12 protein-coding genes are annotated in these 17,595 nt (G+C 67.0%); 9 read left to right on the top strand and 3 right to left on the bottom strand.

What is annotated here, in order from left to right; genetic code table 11:
* Positions 1–61 precede the first annotated feature (61 nt).
* Positions 62–2,338 carry a RelA/SpoT family protein gene (locus ABE485_RS14335; RefSeq protein WP_346515946.1) on the top strand — a complete coding sequence of 759 codons (2,277 nt, stop codon included), beginning with the start codon at positions 62–64 and terminating at the stop codon, positions 2,336–2,338.
* Positions 2,339–2,438: 100 nt separating this feature from the next.
* Here ABE485_RS14335 and ABE485_RS14330 read toward each other — a convergent pair whose 3' ends face one another.
* The gene (locus ABE485_RS14330; protein ID WP_346515945.1) at positions 2,439–3,752 is read right to left on the bottom strand and encodes an MFS transporter; all 1,314 of its coding nucleotides are present in this window, start codon (positions 3,750–3,752) and stop codon (positions 2,439–2,441) included.
* Between the two features lie 118 nt (positions 3,753–3,870).
* Here ABE485_RS14330 and argE point away from each other — a divergent pair, with 118 nt between their 5' ends.
* From argE to ABE485_RS14295, 7 genes are all read left to right on the top strand, one after another.
* The gene (gene argE, locus ABE485_RS14325) at positions 3,871–5,022 is read left to right on the top strand and encodes an acetylornithine deacetylase (RefSeq protein WP_346515944.1); all 1,152 of its coding nucleotides are present in this window, start codon (positions 3,871–3,873) and stop codon (positions 5,020–5,022) included.
* Positions 5,023–5,145: 123 nt separating this feature from the next.
* Positions 5,146–6,345 carry a tryptophan synthase subunit beta gene (gene trpB / locus ABE485_RS14320; RefSeq protein ID WP_346515943.1) on the top strand — a complete coding sequence of 400 codons (1,200 nt, stop codon included), beginning with the start codon at positions 5,146–5,148 and terminating at the stop codon, positions 6,343–6,345.
* Between the two features lie 4 nt (positions 6,346–6,349).
* Positions 6,350–7,213: a tryptophan synthase subunit alpha gene (gene trpA, locus ABE485_RS14315; protein ID WP_346515942.1), complete on the top strand. Its 864-nt coding sequence runs from the start codon at positions 6,350–6,352 to the stop codon at positions 7,211–7,213.
* Between the two features lie 36 nt (positions 7,214–7,249).
* The gene (gene accD, locus ABE485_RS14310) at positions 7,250–8,125 is read left to right on the top strand and encodes an acetyl-CoA carboxylase, carboxyltransferase subunit beta (protein WP_346515941.1); all 876 of its coding nucleotides are present in this window, start codon (positions 7,250–7,252) and stop codon (positions 8,123–8,125) included.
* Between the two features lie 268 nt (positions 8,126–8,393).
* Positions 8,394–8,942 carry an acyloxyacyl hydrolase gene (locus ABE485_RS14305; RefSeq protein WP_346515940.1) on the top strand — a complete coding sequence of 183 codons (549 nt, stop codon included), beginning with the start codon at positions 8,394–8,396 and terminating at the stop codon, positions 8,940–8,942.
* A 295-nt stretch (positions 8,943–9,237) separates the two neighbouring features.
* Positions 9,238–10,245: a Bug family tripartite tricarboxylate transporter substrate binding protein gene (locus tag ABE485_RS14300; protein WP_346515939.1), complete on the top strand. Its 1,008-nt coding sequence runs from the start codon at positions 9,238–9,240 to the stop codon at positions 10,243–10,245.
* A 63-nt stretch (positions 10,246–10,308) separates the two neighbouring features.
* Positions 10,309–11,856 carry a UxaA family hydrolase gene (locus ABE485_RS14295; protein ID WP_346515938.1) on the top strand — a complete coding sequence of 516 codons (1,548 nt, stop codon included), beginning with the start codon at positions 10,309–10,311 and terminating at the stop codon, positions 11,854–11,856.
* A 72-nt stretch (positions 11,857–11,928) separates the two neighbouring features.
* Here ABE485_RS14295 and ABE485_RS14290 read toward each other — a convergent pair whose 3' ends face one another.
* Positions 11,929–12,864 (bottom strand): dihydrodipicolinate synthase family protein, encoded by a 936-nt coding sequence (locus tag ABE485_RS14290; protein ID WP_346515937.1) that lies wholly within the window; start codon positions 12,862–12,864, stop codon positions 11,929–11,931.
* A gap of 170 nt (positions 12,865–13,034) precedes the next feature.
* Here ABE485_RS14290 and ABE485_RS14285 point away from each other — a divergent pair, with 170 nt between their 5' ends.
* Positions 13,035–13,931 carry a LysR family transcriptional regulator gene (locus ABE485_RS14285; protein ID WP_346515936.1) on the top strand — a complete coding sequence of 299 codons (897 nt, stop codon included), beginning with the start codon at positions 13,035–13,037 and terminating at the stop codon, positions 13,929–13,931.
* 137 nt (positions 13,932–14,068) lie between these two features.
* On the opposite strand, the gene ABE485_RS14280 is transcribed toward ABE485_RS14285, so the two are convergent.
* Positions 14,069–17,116: a ribonuclease E/G gene (locus ABE485_RS14280; RefSeq protein WP_346515935.1), complete on the bottom strand. Its 3,048-nt coding sequence runs from the start codon at positions 17,114–17,116 to the stop codon at positions 14,069–14,071.
* Positions 17,117–17,595 lie beyond the last annotated feature (479 nt).

The raw sequence follows: 17,595 nt of genomic DNA, 5'->3' as shown, positions 1-17,595 counted from the left end.
GTGACTGAACCCTAGTGTAGAGTGTCGGGATACTCAACCAAATAGCTGCTCCAAGCCCGTCATGTCCGCCCCGCCCGTTCCCGATGCGCCTACGCCTTTCGACGTTTCCTGGCGGCAGGAAGCCGGGGCGGGCCTGGATGCCGACGGCCTGGCCCTGCTCGACCGCGCCGTCGCCTGGTGCGAGCCTCGCTTCGAGGGGCAGAATGCGCTGACGGGCGAGCCCCTGGCCGGGCATGGCGCGGGCGTGGCGCGCATCCTGGCGGCGTTGCATACCGATGCCGCCACGCGCGCCGCCGCGCTGCTGGCCGCCTTGCCCACCGACCTGATGGCGCCCGCGCCGTCCTTGCGCAGCGATCCGGTCGCCACGGCGTTCGGCGCCGAGATCGCCCGCCTGGTGCAAGGCGCGCGCGCGCTGCTGCGCCTGGGCGTCGTCGCCCGCCAGGCAAGCGATGCGTCGGCCGAAACCGGCTCCCAGAAGGAAATGCAGCGCAAGATGCTGCTGGCCATGGCGGCCGACCTGCGCATCGTGCTGATGCGCCTGGCGTCCAGGCTGCGCACCCTGCGGTGGCATGCGGAAAGCAAGGCGCCTTGCTCGCCCGAATTCGCTCGCGAAACCCTCGACCTGTATGCGCCCCTGGCCAACCGGCTGGGCATCTGGCAGATCAAATGGGAAATGGAAGACCTGTCGTTCCGTTTCCTCGAGCCGGAAAAATACAAGCACATTGCCCGCCTGCTCGAAGAAAAGCGGGTGGAGCGGGAAGCCTTCATCGCCGGCGCCGTCGAGCGCCTGCAGCAGGCCCTGGCCAAGAGCGGCATCGACGCCGAGGTCAGCGGCCGGCCCAAGCATATCTACAGCATCTGGAACAAGATGCGCGTCAAGCGCCTGGACTTCTCCCAGATGTACGACCTGCGCGCGCTGCGCATCATCGTCGATGACGTTCGGGCGTGCTACACCGCCCTGGGCATGGTCCACGAAATGTGGACGCCGCTCTCGGAAGAGTTCGACGACTACATCTCGCGGCCCAAGCCCAACGGCTACCGGTCCTTGCATACGGTGGTGGCTGATGATGACGGCCGGCCCTTCGAGGTGCAGATCCGCACGCGCGACATGCACCAGTTCGCCGAGTACGGCATGGCCGCGCATTGGCGCTACAAAGAAGCGGGGGCCAAGGGCGGCCAGGTGGCGGCCTCCAGCGAATACGACCGGCAACTGGCGTGGATGCGGCAGCTGCTGGCCTGGAACAGCGATGTCGAAGGGGGCGCGGAGCCCGCGCCCGAAGCCGTCAAGGCCGCGCCGGGCAAGGCCTCGGGCAAGAGCCGCGGCGCCGTGGCGGCGCCCGCGCACACCGACGAGCGCATCTACGTGCTGACGCCGCAGGCGCGCGTGATCGAACTGCCCGCAGGCGCCACGCCGGTGGATTTCGCCTATCACCTGCATACCGACCTGGGCCACCGCTGCCGCGGCGCGCGGGTCGACGGCCAGATGGTGCCGCTGCAGACGCGCCTGTCCACCGGCCAGACCGTGGAGATCATTTCCGCCAAGTCCGGCGGGCCGTCGCGCGACTGGCTCAATCCCCAACTGGGGTTTCTGGCCAGCCCTCGCGCGCGGGCCAAGGTCCGCATGTGGTTCAACGCCATCGAACTGCAGCAGCGCATCACCCAGGGCCAGGCGCTCGTCGAAAAGGAACTGCAGCGGCTGGGCAAGACGGCGGTCAATCTCGAGCAACTGGCGCAGAACCTGGGCTTTGCGCGTGCCGACGACCTGTACGTCGCCGCAGCCAAGGAAGAATTCAGCCTGCGGCAGATCGACGCGTTGTTCCAGCAGCCGGCGCCCGCGGCCGAGCCCACGCCGGCCGCCTTGCGGCACGCCAACGCCGGCGGCGCCGAGAAAAGCGGCAAGAGCGGCGTGCTGGTGGTGGGGGTGGGGTCGCTGCTCACGCAACTGGCGCGCTGCTGCCGCCCGGCGCCGCCTGACGCGATCTCCGGGTTCGTCACGCGGGGGCGCGGCGTCTCCATCCATCGCCGCGACTGCCACAGCTACCTGGCGCTCGCGGCGCGCGAACCCGAACGCGTCATCGAGGTGGCGTGGGGCGAAACGGCCGACAATTTCTATCCGGTGGACGTCAGCGTGCGCGCACACGACCGCTCCGGCCTGCTGCGCGACCTGTCCGAAGTCTTCGCGCGGCTGCGCCTGAACGTGGTGGGCGTGAACACCCAGAGCAAGCAGTCGCTGGCTCATATGGTGTTCACGGTGGAGGTGCGCGGCGGGGAATCGCTGACGCGCGCGCTGGATGCCCTGGCTGAAGTGCCGGGCGTTTCCTCGGCAACCCGGCGCTAGGCCGGGGGGGGCAGGGTTGGCGGGACACGGCTTCAAGCCGTTCCGCCACAGCCCGGCGGCCGGGCAGGGCCGACCGGTCCGGGCTTTTCAGGCCCGGAACTCAGTGCTCCAGGTCCTCATGCGCGCGGTCGCGCATGTAAAACGCGGCGACCAGGCCCAGGGCTACGCCGAACATCACGTAGTAGGCCGGTGCCATCGGCGAGCCGGTGGTCTTGATCAGCCACGTCACGATGAACTGCGCAAAGCCGCCGAAAATCATCACGGCCACGTTGTAGGCCAGCGACAGGCCAACCGAACGCACCCGGGCGGGGAACAGCTCGGCCATCACGGTGCTGAACACGCCGAAGAAGGCCGACACGAAAAGGCACACCACGACCTGCACGGTCAGGAGGCGGCCGATCGACGGCGCATCCGACAGCCAGAAATACAGCGGGTACAGCACCACGAGGTAGCCGATCAGCGAGCCGATCACCAGGGGACGGCGGCCGATGCGGTCCGACCAGGCGCCCATGAACGGCGTCATCAGCACCATCAGCGCCGCGCCCACCATCTGCACCAGGAAGGTCTGGTTCAGCGGCAGCTTCAGGATCTGCGTCGAGTAGGTCACCAGGTAGGTGAAGGTGATGTAGATGGACACCGTGGCCGTCACGACCAGGCCCACGCCAATCAGCGTTTCGCGCGTGTGGGTCTTGAGCATCTGGCCCAGGCTCAGGCGCTTGACCTCGCCGCGCGCGGCGGCCTGGCGGTCGTCTTCCTTCATCTGCTTGAAGGCGTCGGTTTCGTCGACGTTGCGGCGGATATAGATCGCGATGGGGACAATTACCAGGCCCAGGGCGAACGGCAGGCGCCATGCCCAGTCGGCGATCTGCTGCTCGGTGAAGAACTCGGTGATCAGCGTGCCGCAGGCCGCGCCGATCAGCAGCGCGAGCATCTGGCCCGCCATCTGCCACGAGCCATAGAAGCCGCGCTTGCCGTTGGGCGCCATCTCGATCAGCAGCGCGGTCGACGTGCCGAATTCGCCGCCCGCCGAAAAGCCCTGGAGCAGGCGCGCGATGAGGATGAAGATGGGCGCCAGGATGCCGGCGGCGTGGTAGGTCGGGGCGACCGTGATCAGCGCGATGGACACGGCCATCAGCGAAGTCACCAGCACCATGGCGGACTTGCGGCCTTTCCGGTCGCCGTAGAGGCCCAGGATGATGCCGCCGACCGGGCGCATGAAGAAGCCGACGCCGAAGATGGCGGTGGTCATGAGGATGGCGTTCAGTTCGCTGCCGGGAATGCTGGGGTCCGTGGGGAAGAACAGCTTCGCGATGATCGGCGTCATGAATGCGAACACCAGGAAGTCATACCATTCGAGGGCGTTGCCTATCACTGCTGCCACGATGTTGCGCGTGGGGACTGCTTTGTGCTGCACGTTTTCTCCTTGGGGGCGTTTTCAATCCGGGCGCCATTCTAGGCTAGTTGCCCCCGACGCCCGGGACGCGGCCGCTTCCTGGCTTTACACTGCACCTTTTCCCCAAGAGAGTAGTGACATGAACGCGCGCACCTGGCTGGAAACGCTGGTTGGCTTTGACACGACCAGCCGCAATTCCAATCTTGCCCTGATCGAAACCGTCCGTGATTGGCTCAAGGGCCAGGGCGTCGACGCATGGCTGGCGCACAACCCCGAGCGCACCAAGGCCAACCTGTTTGCCACGCTGCCCGCGCAGGACGGCAACCAGCAGGGCGGGATCGTCCTGTCGGGCCACACCGACGTGGTGCCCGTGGATGGCCAGGACTGGAGCACGGACCCGTTCAAGCTCGTCGAAAAAGACGGGCTGCTCTATGGGCGCGGCGCCTGCGACATGAAGGGCTTCATCGCCGGATCGCTGGCGCTGGTGCCGGAATTCCTGGCCATGCCGCGCAAGAAGCCGATTCACCTGGCGTTCTCCTACGACGAGGAAGTCGGCTGCGCCGGCGCGCCCTACATGCTGGCCGACCTGCACGAACGCGGCATCCGCCCCGAAGGCTGCGTGGTGGGCGAGCCCACGGGCATGCAGGTGGTGGTGGCCCACAAGGGGATCAATCTCTTCCGCTGCAAGGTGCACGGCAAGGCCGCCCATTCGTCGCTGACGCCCCGCGGCTGCAACGCCATCGAATACGCCGCGCGCCTCATCTGCCGTATCCGGGACCTGGCCGACAGCTTCAAGGCCAACGGCCCGTACGACCAGTTCTACGACGTGCCGTTCTCCACGATGACCACCAACCAGATTCGTGGCGGCATCGCGGTCAACACCATTCCGGAATTGTGCGAATTCACCTATGAATTCCGCAACCTGCCGGGCATGCAGCCCGACGCGATCCAGGCGGAAGTCGAAAAATACGTGCGCGAAGAGCTGTTGCCGCGCATGAAAGCCGAATTCGACGGCGCCAGCATCGAAATCGAGACCGGCGCCGCGGCGCCCGCCCTGGAGGCCTCGGAAGAAGCCGCCATCACCCAGCTGGTGCGCGCCCTGACCGAAGACCGCGCCACGCGCAAGGTCGCGTACGGCACCGAGGCCGGCCTGTTCCAGGGCATCGGCATCCCCACCGTGGTGTGCGGCCCCGGCCATATCGAGCAGGCCCACAAGCCGAACGAATATGTGGCCGTGGATCAGCTCGCCGCGTGCGAGACCTTCCTGCGCCGCATGGGGCAGTCGCTCTGAGGGGCAGGGGCGCGGGCCAGGGGCGGGCGCTGCCCCGCCGCCGCCCGCGTCAGGTAAAATGACGGGTTGCAAACCGGATTTGCGGCCGGCACTGGCCTGCCGCGATGCCGGGGGAGATGCTTGGTGAAACCTTACGACTTTCCGGATGACAAGGGCCATTTCGGGCCTTATGGCGGTGTTTTCGTGGCGGAAACGCTCATGCACGCGCTCGATGAGCTGCGCGCGGCCTACGACCATTGCCGTGTCGATCCCGCCTTCCTGGAAGAGTTCAACTATGAACTCAAGCATTTCGTCGGCCGGCCCAGCCCGGTGTATCACGCCCGCCGCTGGTCCGACCTGCTGGGCGGCGCCCAGATCTGGTTCAAGCGCGAAGACCTGAACCACACCGGCGCCCACAAGGTGAACAACTGCATCGGCCAGGCGCTGCTGGCCAAGCGCATGGGCAAGCCGCGCGTCATCGCCGAAACCGGCGCGGGCCAGCACGGCGTGGCCACAGCCACGGTGGCGGCCCGCTACGGCATGGAATGCGTGGTCTACATGGGCAGCGAGGATATCCGCCGCCAGGCTTCCAACGTCTACCGCATGAAGCTGCTGGGCGCGACGGTGGTGCCGGTCACGTCCGGCTCGCGCACCCTGAAGGACGCGCTGAACGAAGCCATGCGCGACTGGGTCACCAACATCGAGAACACGTTCTACATCATCGGCACGGTGGCGGGGCCCGACCCCTATCCGCGCATGGTGCGCGACTTCCAGACCGTGATCGGCAATGAATGCCTGACCCAGATGCCCGAGGCCATCGGCCGCCAGCCCGACTACGTCGTGGCGGCGGTAGGCGGCGGCTCCAATGCCATGGGCATCTTCCATCCCTACATTCCCTACGAGAACGTGCGCCTGATCGGCGTCGAGGCCGCCGGAGAAGGCATGGACAGCGGCAAGCACGCCGCGTCGCTGGCCGCGGGCCAGGTTGGCGTGCTGCACGGCAACCGCACCTATGTCATGCAGGACGCCGACGGTCAGGTCCAGGAAACGCATTCCGTCTCCGCCGGCCTGGACTATCCCGGCGTCGGCCCCGAGCACGCCTGGCTCAAGGACTCGGGCCGCGCCGAGTACGTCGGCATCACCGACGACGAAGCCCTGAAGGCCTTCCACGATTGCTGCCGCATCGAAGGCATCATGCCCGCGCTGGAATCGTCCCATGCCATCGCCCAGGCCGTGAAGATGGCGGCCACGCTTCCGCGCGATGCCGTGATCCTCGTCAATCTGTCGGGCCGTGGCGACAAGGACATGCATACCGTCGCCGAACGTGCCGGTATCGAGCTCTAACACCATGACAACTCGCACCGATCGCATCGCCGCCGCATTCGCGCGCACCGCAGAATCCGGCCGCGCCGCGGCCCTGATTCCCTACATCGCCGCAGGCGATCCTTCCCCGGCCGCCACCGTTCCCCTGATGCACGCCCTGGTTGACGCCGGCGCCGACGTCATTGAACTGGGCGTGCCGTTTTCCGACCCGATGGCCGACGGCCCGGTGATCCAGCGCGCCGCCGATCGTGCCATCGCGCAGGGCGTGGGGCTGTCGCGCGTGCTCGATCTGGTCGCCGAATTCCGCCAGCGCGATGCCGCCACCCCGGTGGTGCTGATGGGCTACGCCAACCCGATCGAACGCATGGGCCAGTCCGAATTCGCCCGCCGGGCCGGCCAGGCCGGCGTGGATGGCGTGCTGGTCGTGGACTATCCGCCCGAAGAGGTCATTGACTTCGCCGCCACCCTTGGCGAGCACGGCATTGCCCCCATCTTCCTGCTGGCCCCCACGTCCACCGAGGCGCGCATCAAGGCCGTCGCCGGCGTGGCGCGCGGCTATGTCTATTACGTGTCGCTCAAGGGCGTGACGGGCGCAGGCTCGCTCAATACGGACGATGTGGCCGAACGCGTGGCCCTGATTCGCCGCCATGTGCGCGACATTCCGGTGGGCGTGGGCTTCGGCATCCGCGACGCCGAAAGCGCCCAGCGCGTGGCGCGCGCCGCCGACGCGGTCGTCATCGGCAGCAAACTGATCGAAACCATGGAACAGGCGGCCGCCGACGCGCCCGCCGGCCAGAAAACCGACGCCGCAGTCGCCGCCGCCAGCGGCTGGCTGCGGACCATCCGGCAGGCGCTGGACCAAGTAAAACGAGAGAACGCGTCGGCCTGAGCGGCCGGGCGCGACTTCAAACGGGATGAAAAATCAATGAGCTGGATCGATAAACTCCTGCCTCCTCGCATCAATAAAACCAGCGACAGCGGCGCCCGCCGCGTTCCCGAAGGCCTTTGGGTGAAATGCCCGTCGTGCGAATCGGTGCTGTATAGCGAAGACCTGGCAGCCAATCTCCACGTCTGCCCCAAGTGCGACCACCACATGCGGATCGGGGCTCGCGCCCGCATCGATTCGCTGCTCGACATGGAAGGCCGCGTGGAAATCGGCCAGACCACGCGTTCGGTTGATACGCTGAAGTTCAAGGACACCCGCAAGTACCCCGAACGCCTGCAAGAGGCCGTCAAGGCCACCGGCGAGTCCGACGCGCTGGTGGTGATGAGCGGTTCGATCCGCGGCGTGCCCGCCACGCTGGCCTGCTTTGAATTCGAATTCATGGGCGGTTCCATGGGATCGGTCGTGGGCGAGCGCTTCGCGCGCGGCGCGCAGGCCGCCCTGGACAACAAGACGCCGTTCATCTGCGTGGCGGCCTCCGGCGGCGCGCGCATGCAGGAAAGCCTGCTGTCGCTCATGCAGATGGCCAAGACGAACGCCATGCTGACCCGTCTTGCGGCGGCCGGTCTGCCGTTCATCAGCGTCCTGACCGACCCCACCATGGGCGGCGTGTCGGCCAGTTTCGCTTTCATGGGCGACGTGGTCATCGCCGAGCCCAAGGCGCTGATCGGTTTTGCCGGCCCCCGCGTTATCGAACAAACCGTGCGCGAGAAGCTGCCCGAAGGTTTCCAGCGCGCCGAATTCCTGCTGCAGAAGGGCGCGATCGACATGGTCGTTGACCGCCGCCAGCTGCGCGAGGAAATCGCCCGCCTGCTGGCCCTCCTGAACAATCAGCCGGCCGACGTGGTCACTGCCTGATCATGCAGATGCGCGCCGGCGCGGCGACTGCCGCCTTCCGGCCGCTGCGTGGATGCCGCCAGCAGCCTCGGGCTGCGGGCGGCATTTTGTTTTGCGGGCATGCGGCTTGCTATCACGGCCCCGACGCGATTGGGCACATCGAATCGCGTGGTTTTCGGAACAGTGTTTTTCAGTCTGAATTGTTGTCATATTGCGACATGTATTGAGCCAGCTGATCCGGATTTTGCTATGGTTCCCCGTTAGTCCAGAAATACATGGAGTTATTCCAATGCAGTCGACGAAGAAGAAAATGCTTACGCGCCTTGCCGGCCTCGCCCTGGCGGGAGCCGCCACCATCGCAAGCGCCCAGTCGTCCGAGGGCACGCAGGGCGGCGTAAGCCTGCACTACGGTATCGGCGACCATTACCAGCGCCTGACGCTGAACTACGAGACCGCCTCGCTCTGGACCTATCAATTTGGCGGCAACTGGGGCCGGCTGGACCTGACGCCGGAGTTCGGCGCCTCGTACTGGCAGGCTGATGGCTCGCGCTCGCCGGGGCACGTCTGGCAATTCAGCGCCATCCCGATGTTCCGCTGGTGGACCGGCGAACGTTTCTACATCGAAGCCGGCATCGGCGCCACGCTGTTCTCCAGCACGCGTTTCGCCAACGAGAACATCAGCACGGCGTTCCAGTTCGGCGACCACGTCGGCCTGGGCTTCCTGCTGACGCCGAACAACCGCATCGGCGTGCGCTATTCGCACTTCTCGAACGCCAGCATCAAGCGCCCGAACCCGGGTCTGGATGTGGTGCAGCTGACCTACACGTACCAGTTCTGATTCCGCCGCGCCTTGCGTTGCGGCCCTCTGCGTCGAGGGCCCGCGGCGCGGACGAATCCGTTGAATCCACCCCAAGGGGTGGATTTTTTTTGCGCGCGGTTTACGCCGCGCCAGGCCCACACCACAAAAATATTATGTTTTGACGGCGTGTCCGCGTACTTGTTGGTGCGGAGTGCAATGGCCAGAATGCCCTGGCATCACACAAAACACACAATGAGCCGTCGCAGGGCTCCGGTCCGCCGCGGCGCGTGCGGATCCCGGGGCGACCACGACGACGGCAAACGGAGACCGTCAAATGAACAACCCCTGTACGCACGCGCGTCCGATGGCGCGCATGGCAAGAACGATCAGCCTGGTCCTGGCGCTGTCGGGCGCCTCGTCCGCCGTGATGGCTGAGCAATTCCCGAACAAGCCGCTGCGCATGGTCGTGGGCTTTGCCCCCGGCGGCGGCGCGGACATCGTGGCCCGTCTCGTCGGCGCCAAGATGGCCGAGAGCCTGGGGCAGCAGGTCGTGGTCGAGAACCGCGCCGGCGCCACCGGCACGATTGCGGCCGACAATGTCGCCCGCTCGCCCGCCGATGGCTATTCGCTGTTCCTGGGGTCGCAGTCCACCATGGTGGTGGCGCCCTCGCTGTTCCCGTCGCTGCCGTTCAAGCCCGAGAAGGACTTCTCGCCGGTATCGCAGGTTGTCACCATGCCCCTGATCCTGGTGGTCAATCCCGCGCTGGTCAACGCCAAGACCGTGCAGGAACTTACCGAATACATCCGCAAGTCCGGCGACGGCGCGTTGAGCTACGCGTCGTCCGGGCAGGGCGGCCCGCAGCACATCGCGGGCGAACTCTATGCGCACATGGTCGGAACCAAGGTGACGCACGTGCCCTACAAGGGCGAGTCGGCGGCCATTGCCGACGTGCTGGGCGGACATGTGCCCTACATGTTCGCCAATCTGCCCGTGGCGCTGCCCCACATCAATTCCGGCAAGGTCCGGCCGCTGGCGATCACCAGCCTGAAGCGGGATCCCAAGGCGCCTCAGATTCCCACGCTGGCCGAGTCCGGCTTCAAGGACTTCGAGGTCTCGACCTGGTACGGCGTCTTTGCGCCGGCCAATACGCCGCGGCCCGTGGTCGACAAGCTTTCGCGATCCATCCGCACGGCGCTGGGCCAGGGCGACATGCAGGCCAAGCTGGGCGAACAGGGATTCACCATCGTGGGCAGTGATTCCGACACCTTCACCCGCTTCGTGGGCGCCGAACTGCCACGCTGGTCGGTGCTCATCCGCGACATCGGCATCAAGCCCGAATAGCGCGGCCAACGCCGCCGGAGGCGTTTCCGCGGGACGCTTCCCTTTCCTTCCGAGACAAAGCAAATGATCGATTTCACCGAAAAGCGCGCCGCCGGTCCCGTCATCCGGCTGCATTCCGCGGACAACGTCGTGGTGGCGCGCCTGCCCATCGGCATCGGCACGGCAGTGCCCTCCGAGGGCATCGTCAGCCGCAGCCAGGTGCCGGCCGGCCACAAGATCGCCGCGCGGGACCTGCGCGCCGGCGAGCCCATCCTGAAATACAACGTCTGCATCGGCTTTGCGGCCGCGGACATCCCGGCCGGGACCTACGTGCATTCGCACAACATGGACTTCCAGGAGTTCGACCGGGATTACGCCCACGCCCGCGACTATGTGCCGACGCCCGTCCTGCCCGAATCGGAGCAGGCGCGCTTCCAGGGAATCGTGCGCGCCAACGGGCAGGTGGCCACGCGCAACTACATCGGCATCATGGCCACGGTCAATTGCTCGGCGACGGTGGTGCACCGCATCGCCGCCGCGTTCACGCCCGACCTGATGGCGGCATACCCCAATGTGGATGGGGTGGTGGCGCTGAGCCACGGCATGGGCTGCGGCATGGAGATGTCGGGCGAGCCCATGGACCTGCTGCGCCGGACCATGGGCGGGTACGCCTGTCATGCGAACTTCGCGGGGGTGCTGATCGTCGGCCTGGGCTGCGAACGCAACCAGTTGGACGCCTTGCTCAAGGACCAGGGGCTCGAGGCGGGGGCGCGCCTGCAGACGTTCATCATGCAGGAGACCGGAGGCACGCGCAAAACCATCGAGGCGGGCATCGCCGCGGTCACGGCCATGCTGCCCCAGGCCAATGACGTAACGCGCGTGCCCGTGCCCGCGCGGCACCTGACCATCGGGCTGCAATGCGGCGGATCCGACGGCTTCTCGTCGATCACCGCGAACCCGGCGCTGGGCGCGGCGATGGACATCCTGGTGCGCCACGGCGGAACGGCCATCCTGTCCGAGACGCCGGAAATCTACGGCGTCGAGCACACGCTGACCTCGCGGGCCCGCAGCCGTGAGGTGGGCGAGAAGCTGGTGCAGCGCATCCGCTGGTGGAAAGAAGAGTATTCGCCAGGCCGCGACGTGCAGATCAACGGCAAGGTCAGCCCGGGCAACCAGATGGGCGGCCTGGCCAACATCTTCGAGAAATCGCTGGGTTCCTCGATGAAGGGCGGCACGACGGGACTGATGCAGGTGTACCGCTACGCCGAGCCGGTGCGCCAGCCGGGCATGGTGTTCATGGACACGCCCGGATTCGATCCCGTGTCCGCGACGGGGCAGATCGCGGGCGGCGCCAACATGATCTGTTTTACGACGGGCCGCGGCTCGATGTTCGGCGCCAAGCCCGTGCCTTCGCTGAAGCTGGCGACCAATACGCCGATGTACCAACGGCTGACAGAGGACATGGACGTCAATTGCGGCGACATCCTGGACGGCACGGCCACCCTGCAGGACGTGGCGCAGCGCATCTTCGAGACGATCCTGCGGGTGGCCTCGGGCGAGCGCAGCAAGAGCGAATTGCTGGGCCTGGGCGACCACGAATTCGTTCCCTGGAATATCGGCGTGGTCAGCTGATCGTGGTGGGGCAATAGCCGCGCCGCGCGGCCGGTCAAGGTCGACCGGCCGCGGGCATGTGAGCCGACCGCGTCAGGCGTCTGCCAGCGCGGCCGCACCCGGCATGTCGAAGCCGTTGCTGTCCAGCGCGGCTCTCAGCGCCGAGGTTTGCGCCGCGTCCAGTTCGACCAGGGGAGGACGCACCGTGGCCCAGGCGGGATCGCCGGATTTCCAGGCGATGGCGGCCTTCATGGCGGGGATCATCGGAAACTGCTGGAACACGCCGCGCGTCGCGTTCAGCCCGGCCTGCAGGGCGTCGGCGTCGGCATCCCGCCAGCGCTGCTGCAGCGCGACGATGGGGCCGGGATTGACGTTGCCCGTGGCCGTGATGCAACCCACGCCGCCCGCGCGCAGGGTCTGCAGCAGGAAGGCCTCGCTGCCCGCATAGACCTGGAATCCGCGCGGCCCGAATCGTTCGATCATGGCCGCCGTATTGTTCCAGTCGCCGCCGCTGTCCTTGACGCCCGCGACGATGCCGGGGTAGCGGTCCAGCAGGCGGCCGATGAGGTCCAGGCTCAGCGGCACCTGGCTCACGGGCGGGATGTGGTACAGGTACAGGCGCAGCGTGTCGTCGCCCACCCCTTCGATCAGTTCGGCGTAGTAGCGGAACAGGCCCTCGTCGCTGACCCCCTTGTAGTAGAAGGGCGGCAGGACCAGTACGCCCATGCTGCCGCTGCGCACCGCGTGCCGGGTCAGCGCCACGGCGTCGGGCAGCGCGCAAGCGCCGGTGCCGGGCATCAGCGCGTGAGGTTCGACGCCGGCTTCCAGCAGCGCATCCAGCAGGCTGTGCTTTTCGGCGAGCGCAAGCGAGTTGGCTTCCGAATTGGTGCCGAAAATGGCCAGCCCGACCGATTGCTCGCGCAGCCAGCGGCAGTGCTTCACGTAGCGGCCCAGGGCCGGGCGACGGTGTTCATCGAACGGTGTCAGGACCGGAGAAAAAACGCCGGGAATGCGGGCATGGGTCGTCATGATCTCTACTCGTGTGAAATGAACGGGAATGGCGCACCTCGGCGGCGCGGCGGCAACACTTGATTCTGGCACCGAACCCGCCGATGAACATCTGCTGTTTAATGGGTTCAATCCATAAAATTCTTGTGGTTTGGCAGGGTTCAAGCCGCACGTCAAAACAAGGGGAGACCGTGGATACTCGGTATGTGCAGAGCTTCGTGTCGGTGATCGAAAGCGGATCGCTGGCCGAGGCGGCGCGGCGGCTGGACCTGACGCCCGCCGCCATTGCGGCGCGCGTGCGCACGCTGGAAGAGGAGCTGGGCGCCACACTCGTCAAGCGGGTGGGCCGCAGCGTCAAGGCCACCGAAGCGGGCCTCAAGGTCCTGGAGCGAGCGCGGTCCGTGCTGCGCGAAGTGCGCGACCTTCGGGCCAGCGCCGCGGACGACGCCCCGCTGGGCGAGTTGCGCCTGGGCGTGTCGGCTTCGGCGCTGACGGGCATCATGCCGATTGTGCTGGCGCGCCTGTACCGGCGCCTGCCCAAGCTTGCCGTCTTCATGGAGCCGGGCACGTCCAATCATCTGTATCACCGCGTGATCAATGGCGACCTGGACGCCGCCTTCATCGTCAAGCCGCAGTTCAGCCTGTCCAAGGGCCTGGCCTGGAGGCTGGTCACCGAGGAACCGCTCGTGGTGCTCGCTCCGCCGGGCACCGCGAGCAACGATGCGCATGAACTCATGAGCACGCAGCCCTTCATTCGCTACGACCGCAATGTCTGGGGAGGCCGTCTCGCGGACCAGTATCTGCGCCAACATGGCATCACGCCGCGCGAGCGCCTGGAGGTCGACGGCCTGATGGGGATCGCCTGCATGGTGTCCGAAGGACTGGGCGTGTCCCTGGTGCCGGACTGGGCGCCGGACTGGCTCGACAGCCGGCGCGTCAAGCGCGTGCTGCTTCCGGGGCGCGCGCCGCTGCGCCGGATGGGGATCCTGTGGGCGCGGCACATGCCGCATTCCGCGCTTGCGGAGGCCTTCGTGGAAGAGGCCGGGCGGGCATTGAACCTGCCGGATACGCGGACGGACGTGGACTGAGCATCCGGCACGCAACGTGCAGGTCAAGGCGCCGGCCGCATTCACGAGCACCATGAAAAACGCCCCGCAAGCCGGATTGGTATCCAGCTTGCGGGGCGCGGTTTGCTGCCGGGCCGAAGCCCTTTCGGGCTTGCGGCTTAGTGGCGCGTTTCGACTTGCACCAGCGGCTCGTTGGAAACGGCAGCCACGGGCTTGCGCTCGCGGCCCAGGCGGACCGGCGTGTGAGCGGCGGCGATGCGCAGTTGCGTCTGCGCATGGCGTTCCGGATCGGTTTCCACCCACTGCAGGCCGGCGGCGTTGACCACGTCATGCAGTGCCTGGGCCTTGGCCGCGGGCACGGTTGCGGGCACCACGATGGGCTGATCTGCGTTGGCCGGCGCCACGGGCGCGGGCGACGGAGCAACCGGAGCCGCTTGCACGGGGGCCTCGACCACGGGCTCGACAGCCGGCGCTTCCGCAGGCGTCTGCACCGGCGTCGCCGGGACGGAAGCCACGCTGGCGGGTTCCACGGCGACCGGTTGGGTTGCCTCGGGAGCGGCCGTTTGCACGGGCTGAGCCACGGGTTCCGCTGCGGCTTGCACGGGCTCGGCCTTGACGGTTTCGGCCTGCTCGACCGGTGCTTCCTGTGCCTGGACCGGCTGCGCGGCGGCTTGCACGGGCTGGGCCGGGGTGGCCTCGGCCTGTTGCACCGGGGCGGCTTCTACCTGCTGCACCGGAGCCGGAGCGGCCTGCACCTTGGCGGTTTCAGCCTGTTCGGCCGATTGTTCGCCTTGGTCGGCTACGCCTTCGGCCTGCTGATCGCCGGCCTCGTCCGAACCGTCTTCCTGCTGCTCGTCGCTGCCGGCCAAGCCTGCCTCGTCCGGGCTGCGGCGGCCGCGGCGGCTGCGGCGGCGACGGCGCTTGCGCTCGGGATCGGCCGCGCCTTCGGCGCCTTCAGCGCCCGGGATCGCATCGGCGGTCTGTTCGACGGCGTCGGCGGCATCTTGGGCAGGTTCGGCGGATGCCTTGGTTTCGGGCAGCGCGGTAGCGACGGTCTGGGCCAGGGCCGCGACCATGCTTTCCTGTTCGCTCATCGGGGCGTCGGACTGGCCTTCCTCGCGGCGGTTGCGGCCACGGCCGCGACGGCGGTTGCGGCCGGCGCCGGCGTCTTCGCCATTGAGTTCCACGGCTTGCTCGGGACGGCTGGACGCCAGGGATGCCTGGACGGCCTGCGTGTCGCGTTCAGCGCGGCCTTCGTTGCGGCGATCGCCGCGTTCGCCTTCGGGGCGGCGGTTGCCGCGCACGTGGTGGCGGCCGCCTTCGGTGCCTTCGGCGCCCTCGGCGCGGGATTCGCCGCGGCGATTGCGGTTGCGGTCCGAACCGTGGCGCTCGCCGCGGCGTTCCTGGCCGTCATGGCCGCTGCGGCCCTTGCCGCGGCTGGAAGCGGGACGCTTGGCGCTTTCTTCCGTGGCGGCGGGGGCTGCGGGCTTGGCGGGTTCGGCGTTGCCGGTCAGCCAGCCGAACAGGCGCTTGAACAGGCCGACAGGCGCGGCGGGCGCCGCGGGCGCCGCAGCCGGGGCTGCGGGCGTCGAGACGGGAGCGGGCTGCGAGGGCGTGATGCCCTTGACCAGCGCTTCCGGACGAGCCTTGACTTCGCTTTCGCGCGGCTGCCAGGGGGCGTCGGTGGCCGGGGCTTCAACCAGTTCGAAGCTGGTCTTCACTTCTTCCAGGCGCGGATCGTCGTGGCGCAGGCGCTCGATGTGGTGGTGCGGCGTTTCCAGATGCTTGTTGGGGATCAGCATCAGGTTGACCTTGAGGCGGGCCTCCATCTTGGTGATGTCGGAGCGCTTTTCGTTCAGCAGGTAGGTGGCGACGTCGACGGGCACCTGGGCGTGGACCGCCGCGGTGTTCTCCTTCATGGCCTCTTCCTGCAGCAGGCGCAGCACGTGCAGCGCGCTGGACTCGGCGTCGCGGATCACGCCGGTGCCGTTGCAGCGCGGGCAGGTGATGTGCGAGCCTTCGTTCAGGGCCGGGCGCAGGCGCTGGCGCGACAGTTCCATCAGGCCGAAGCGCGAGATCTTGCCCATCTGCACGCGGGCGCGGTCGAAATGGAGGGCATCACGCAGGCGCTGTTCGACGGCGCGCTGGTTCTTGCTGTCTTCCATGTCGATGAAGTCGATGACGATCAGGCCGCCCAGGTCGCGCAAGCGCAACTGGCGGGCCACTTCGTCGGCGGCTTCGGAGTTCGTGCGCAGCGCGGTCTCTTCGATGTCGGCGCCGCGGGTGGAGCGGGCGGAGTTGACGTCGACGGAAACCAGCGCTTCGGTGTGGTCGATCACGATGGCGCCGCCCGAAGGCAGCTGCACGGTGCGCGAGTAGGCCGTTTCGATCTGGTGTTCGATCTGGAAGCGCGAGAACAGCGGGATGTCGTCGCGGTAGCGTTTGACGCGCTGGACGTTGTCCGGCATCACCACGCTCATGAAGGCGGTGGCCTGGTCGGCGATCTCGTCGGTGTCGATCAGGATCTCGCCGATTTCGGGCGAGAAATAATCGCGGATGGCCCGGATGACCAGGCTGGATTCCAGATAGATCAGGATGGGCGCGGAGTTGTCGCGCGCGGCGCCGTCGATGGCGGTCCAGAGCTGCAGCAGGTAGGACAGGTCCCACTGGAGTTCTTCGACGTTGCGGCCAATGCCCGCGGTGCGGGCAATGATGCTCATGCCTTGGGGCAGTTCGAGCTGCTCCATGGTGTCGCGCAGTTCCTGGCGGTCCTCACCCTCGACGCGGCGCGAAACGCCACCGCCACGGGGGTTGTTGGGCATCAGGACCAGGTAGCGGCCGGCCAGCGAGATGAACGTGGTCAGGGCAGCGCCCTTGTTGCCGCGCTCTTCCTTTTCGACCTGGACGATCAGCTCCTGGCCTTCGCGCAGGGCGTCCTGGATGCGGGCGCTGCGGACATCCACGCCTTCCTTGAAGAAGCTGCGGGCAACTTCCTTGAAGGGCAGAAAGCCGTGGCGGTCTTCGCCGTAGTTGACGAAGCAAGCTTCGAGGCCGGGTTCGATCCGGGTGATGACACCTTTGTAGATGTTGCCTTTGCGTTGTTCGCGGCCGGCAGTCTCGATGTCAAGGTCGATGAGTTTTTGCCCATCGACGATAGCGACGCGTAATTCTTCCTGATGCGTCGCATTGAACAGCATGCGCTTCATGAGAGGGTTTCTCCGTTGTCATGACGCGCCGATATCGGCGCGTGACCTCGGGCCACTCGGGCTGCGGCTGAAGCGGGCAAGAGATGCGGACCGTACCTGGGCGGCGCCCAGGCGTATCCGCCGCGGGTCAGGCGGGCACGTCGTGCCGTGGGGCACGGGGTTCTGTCAGCAGGAGGGTCAGCTTCACTGAATGTGGTTTGACGGAAAAGATGCTGTGAACGGCAGCTGCGGTTGGATTGGTTGCCTACACGCAGCTGGTGCTTTAAATATGCGACGATTCTTGCAGTGCTTCAGAGCCGCTTGCGGCATGCAACGGACCTGCTGAGACAGCGGGCAAAATGAATGCCACACCACTATCCCGCAGGGCGCGGTTGCGCCGGCGACCAAGAGACCCAGGGGTTGAATGAGCAGGCAGTACAATGGCGGCCCGCGCGCTCGACGGAGTTGCGTGTTGGTTGCATCTCTACGCCAGGCGGCTA

The sequence above is a fragment of the Achromobacter spanius genome (assembly GCF_039673305.1).
In the GTDB taxonomy this organism is placed as follows: domain Bacteria; phylum Pseudomonadota; class Gammaproteobacteria; order Burkholderiales; family Burkholderiaceae_B; genus Achromobacter; species Achromobacter spanius_F.
This window is presented reverse-complemented; position numbering and strand designations above follow the sequence as displayed.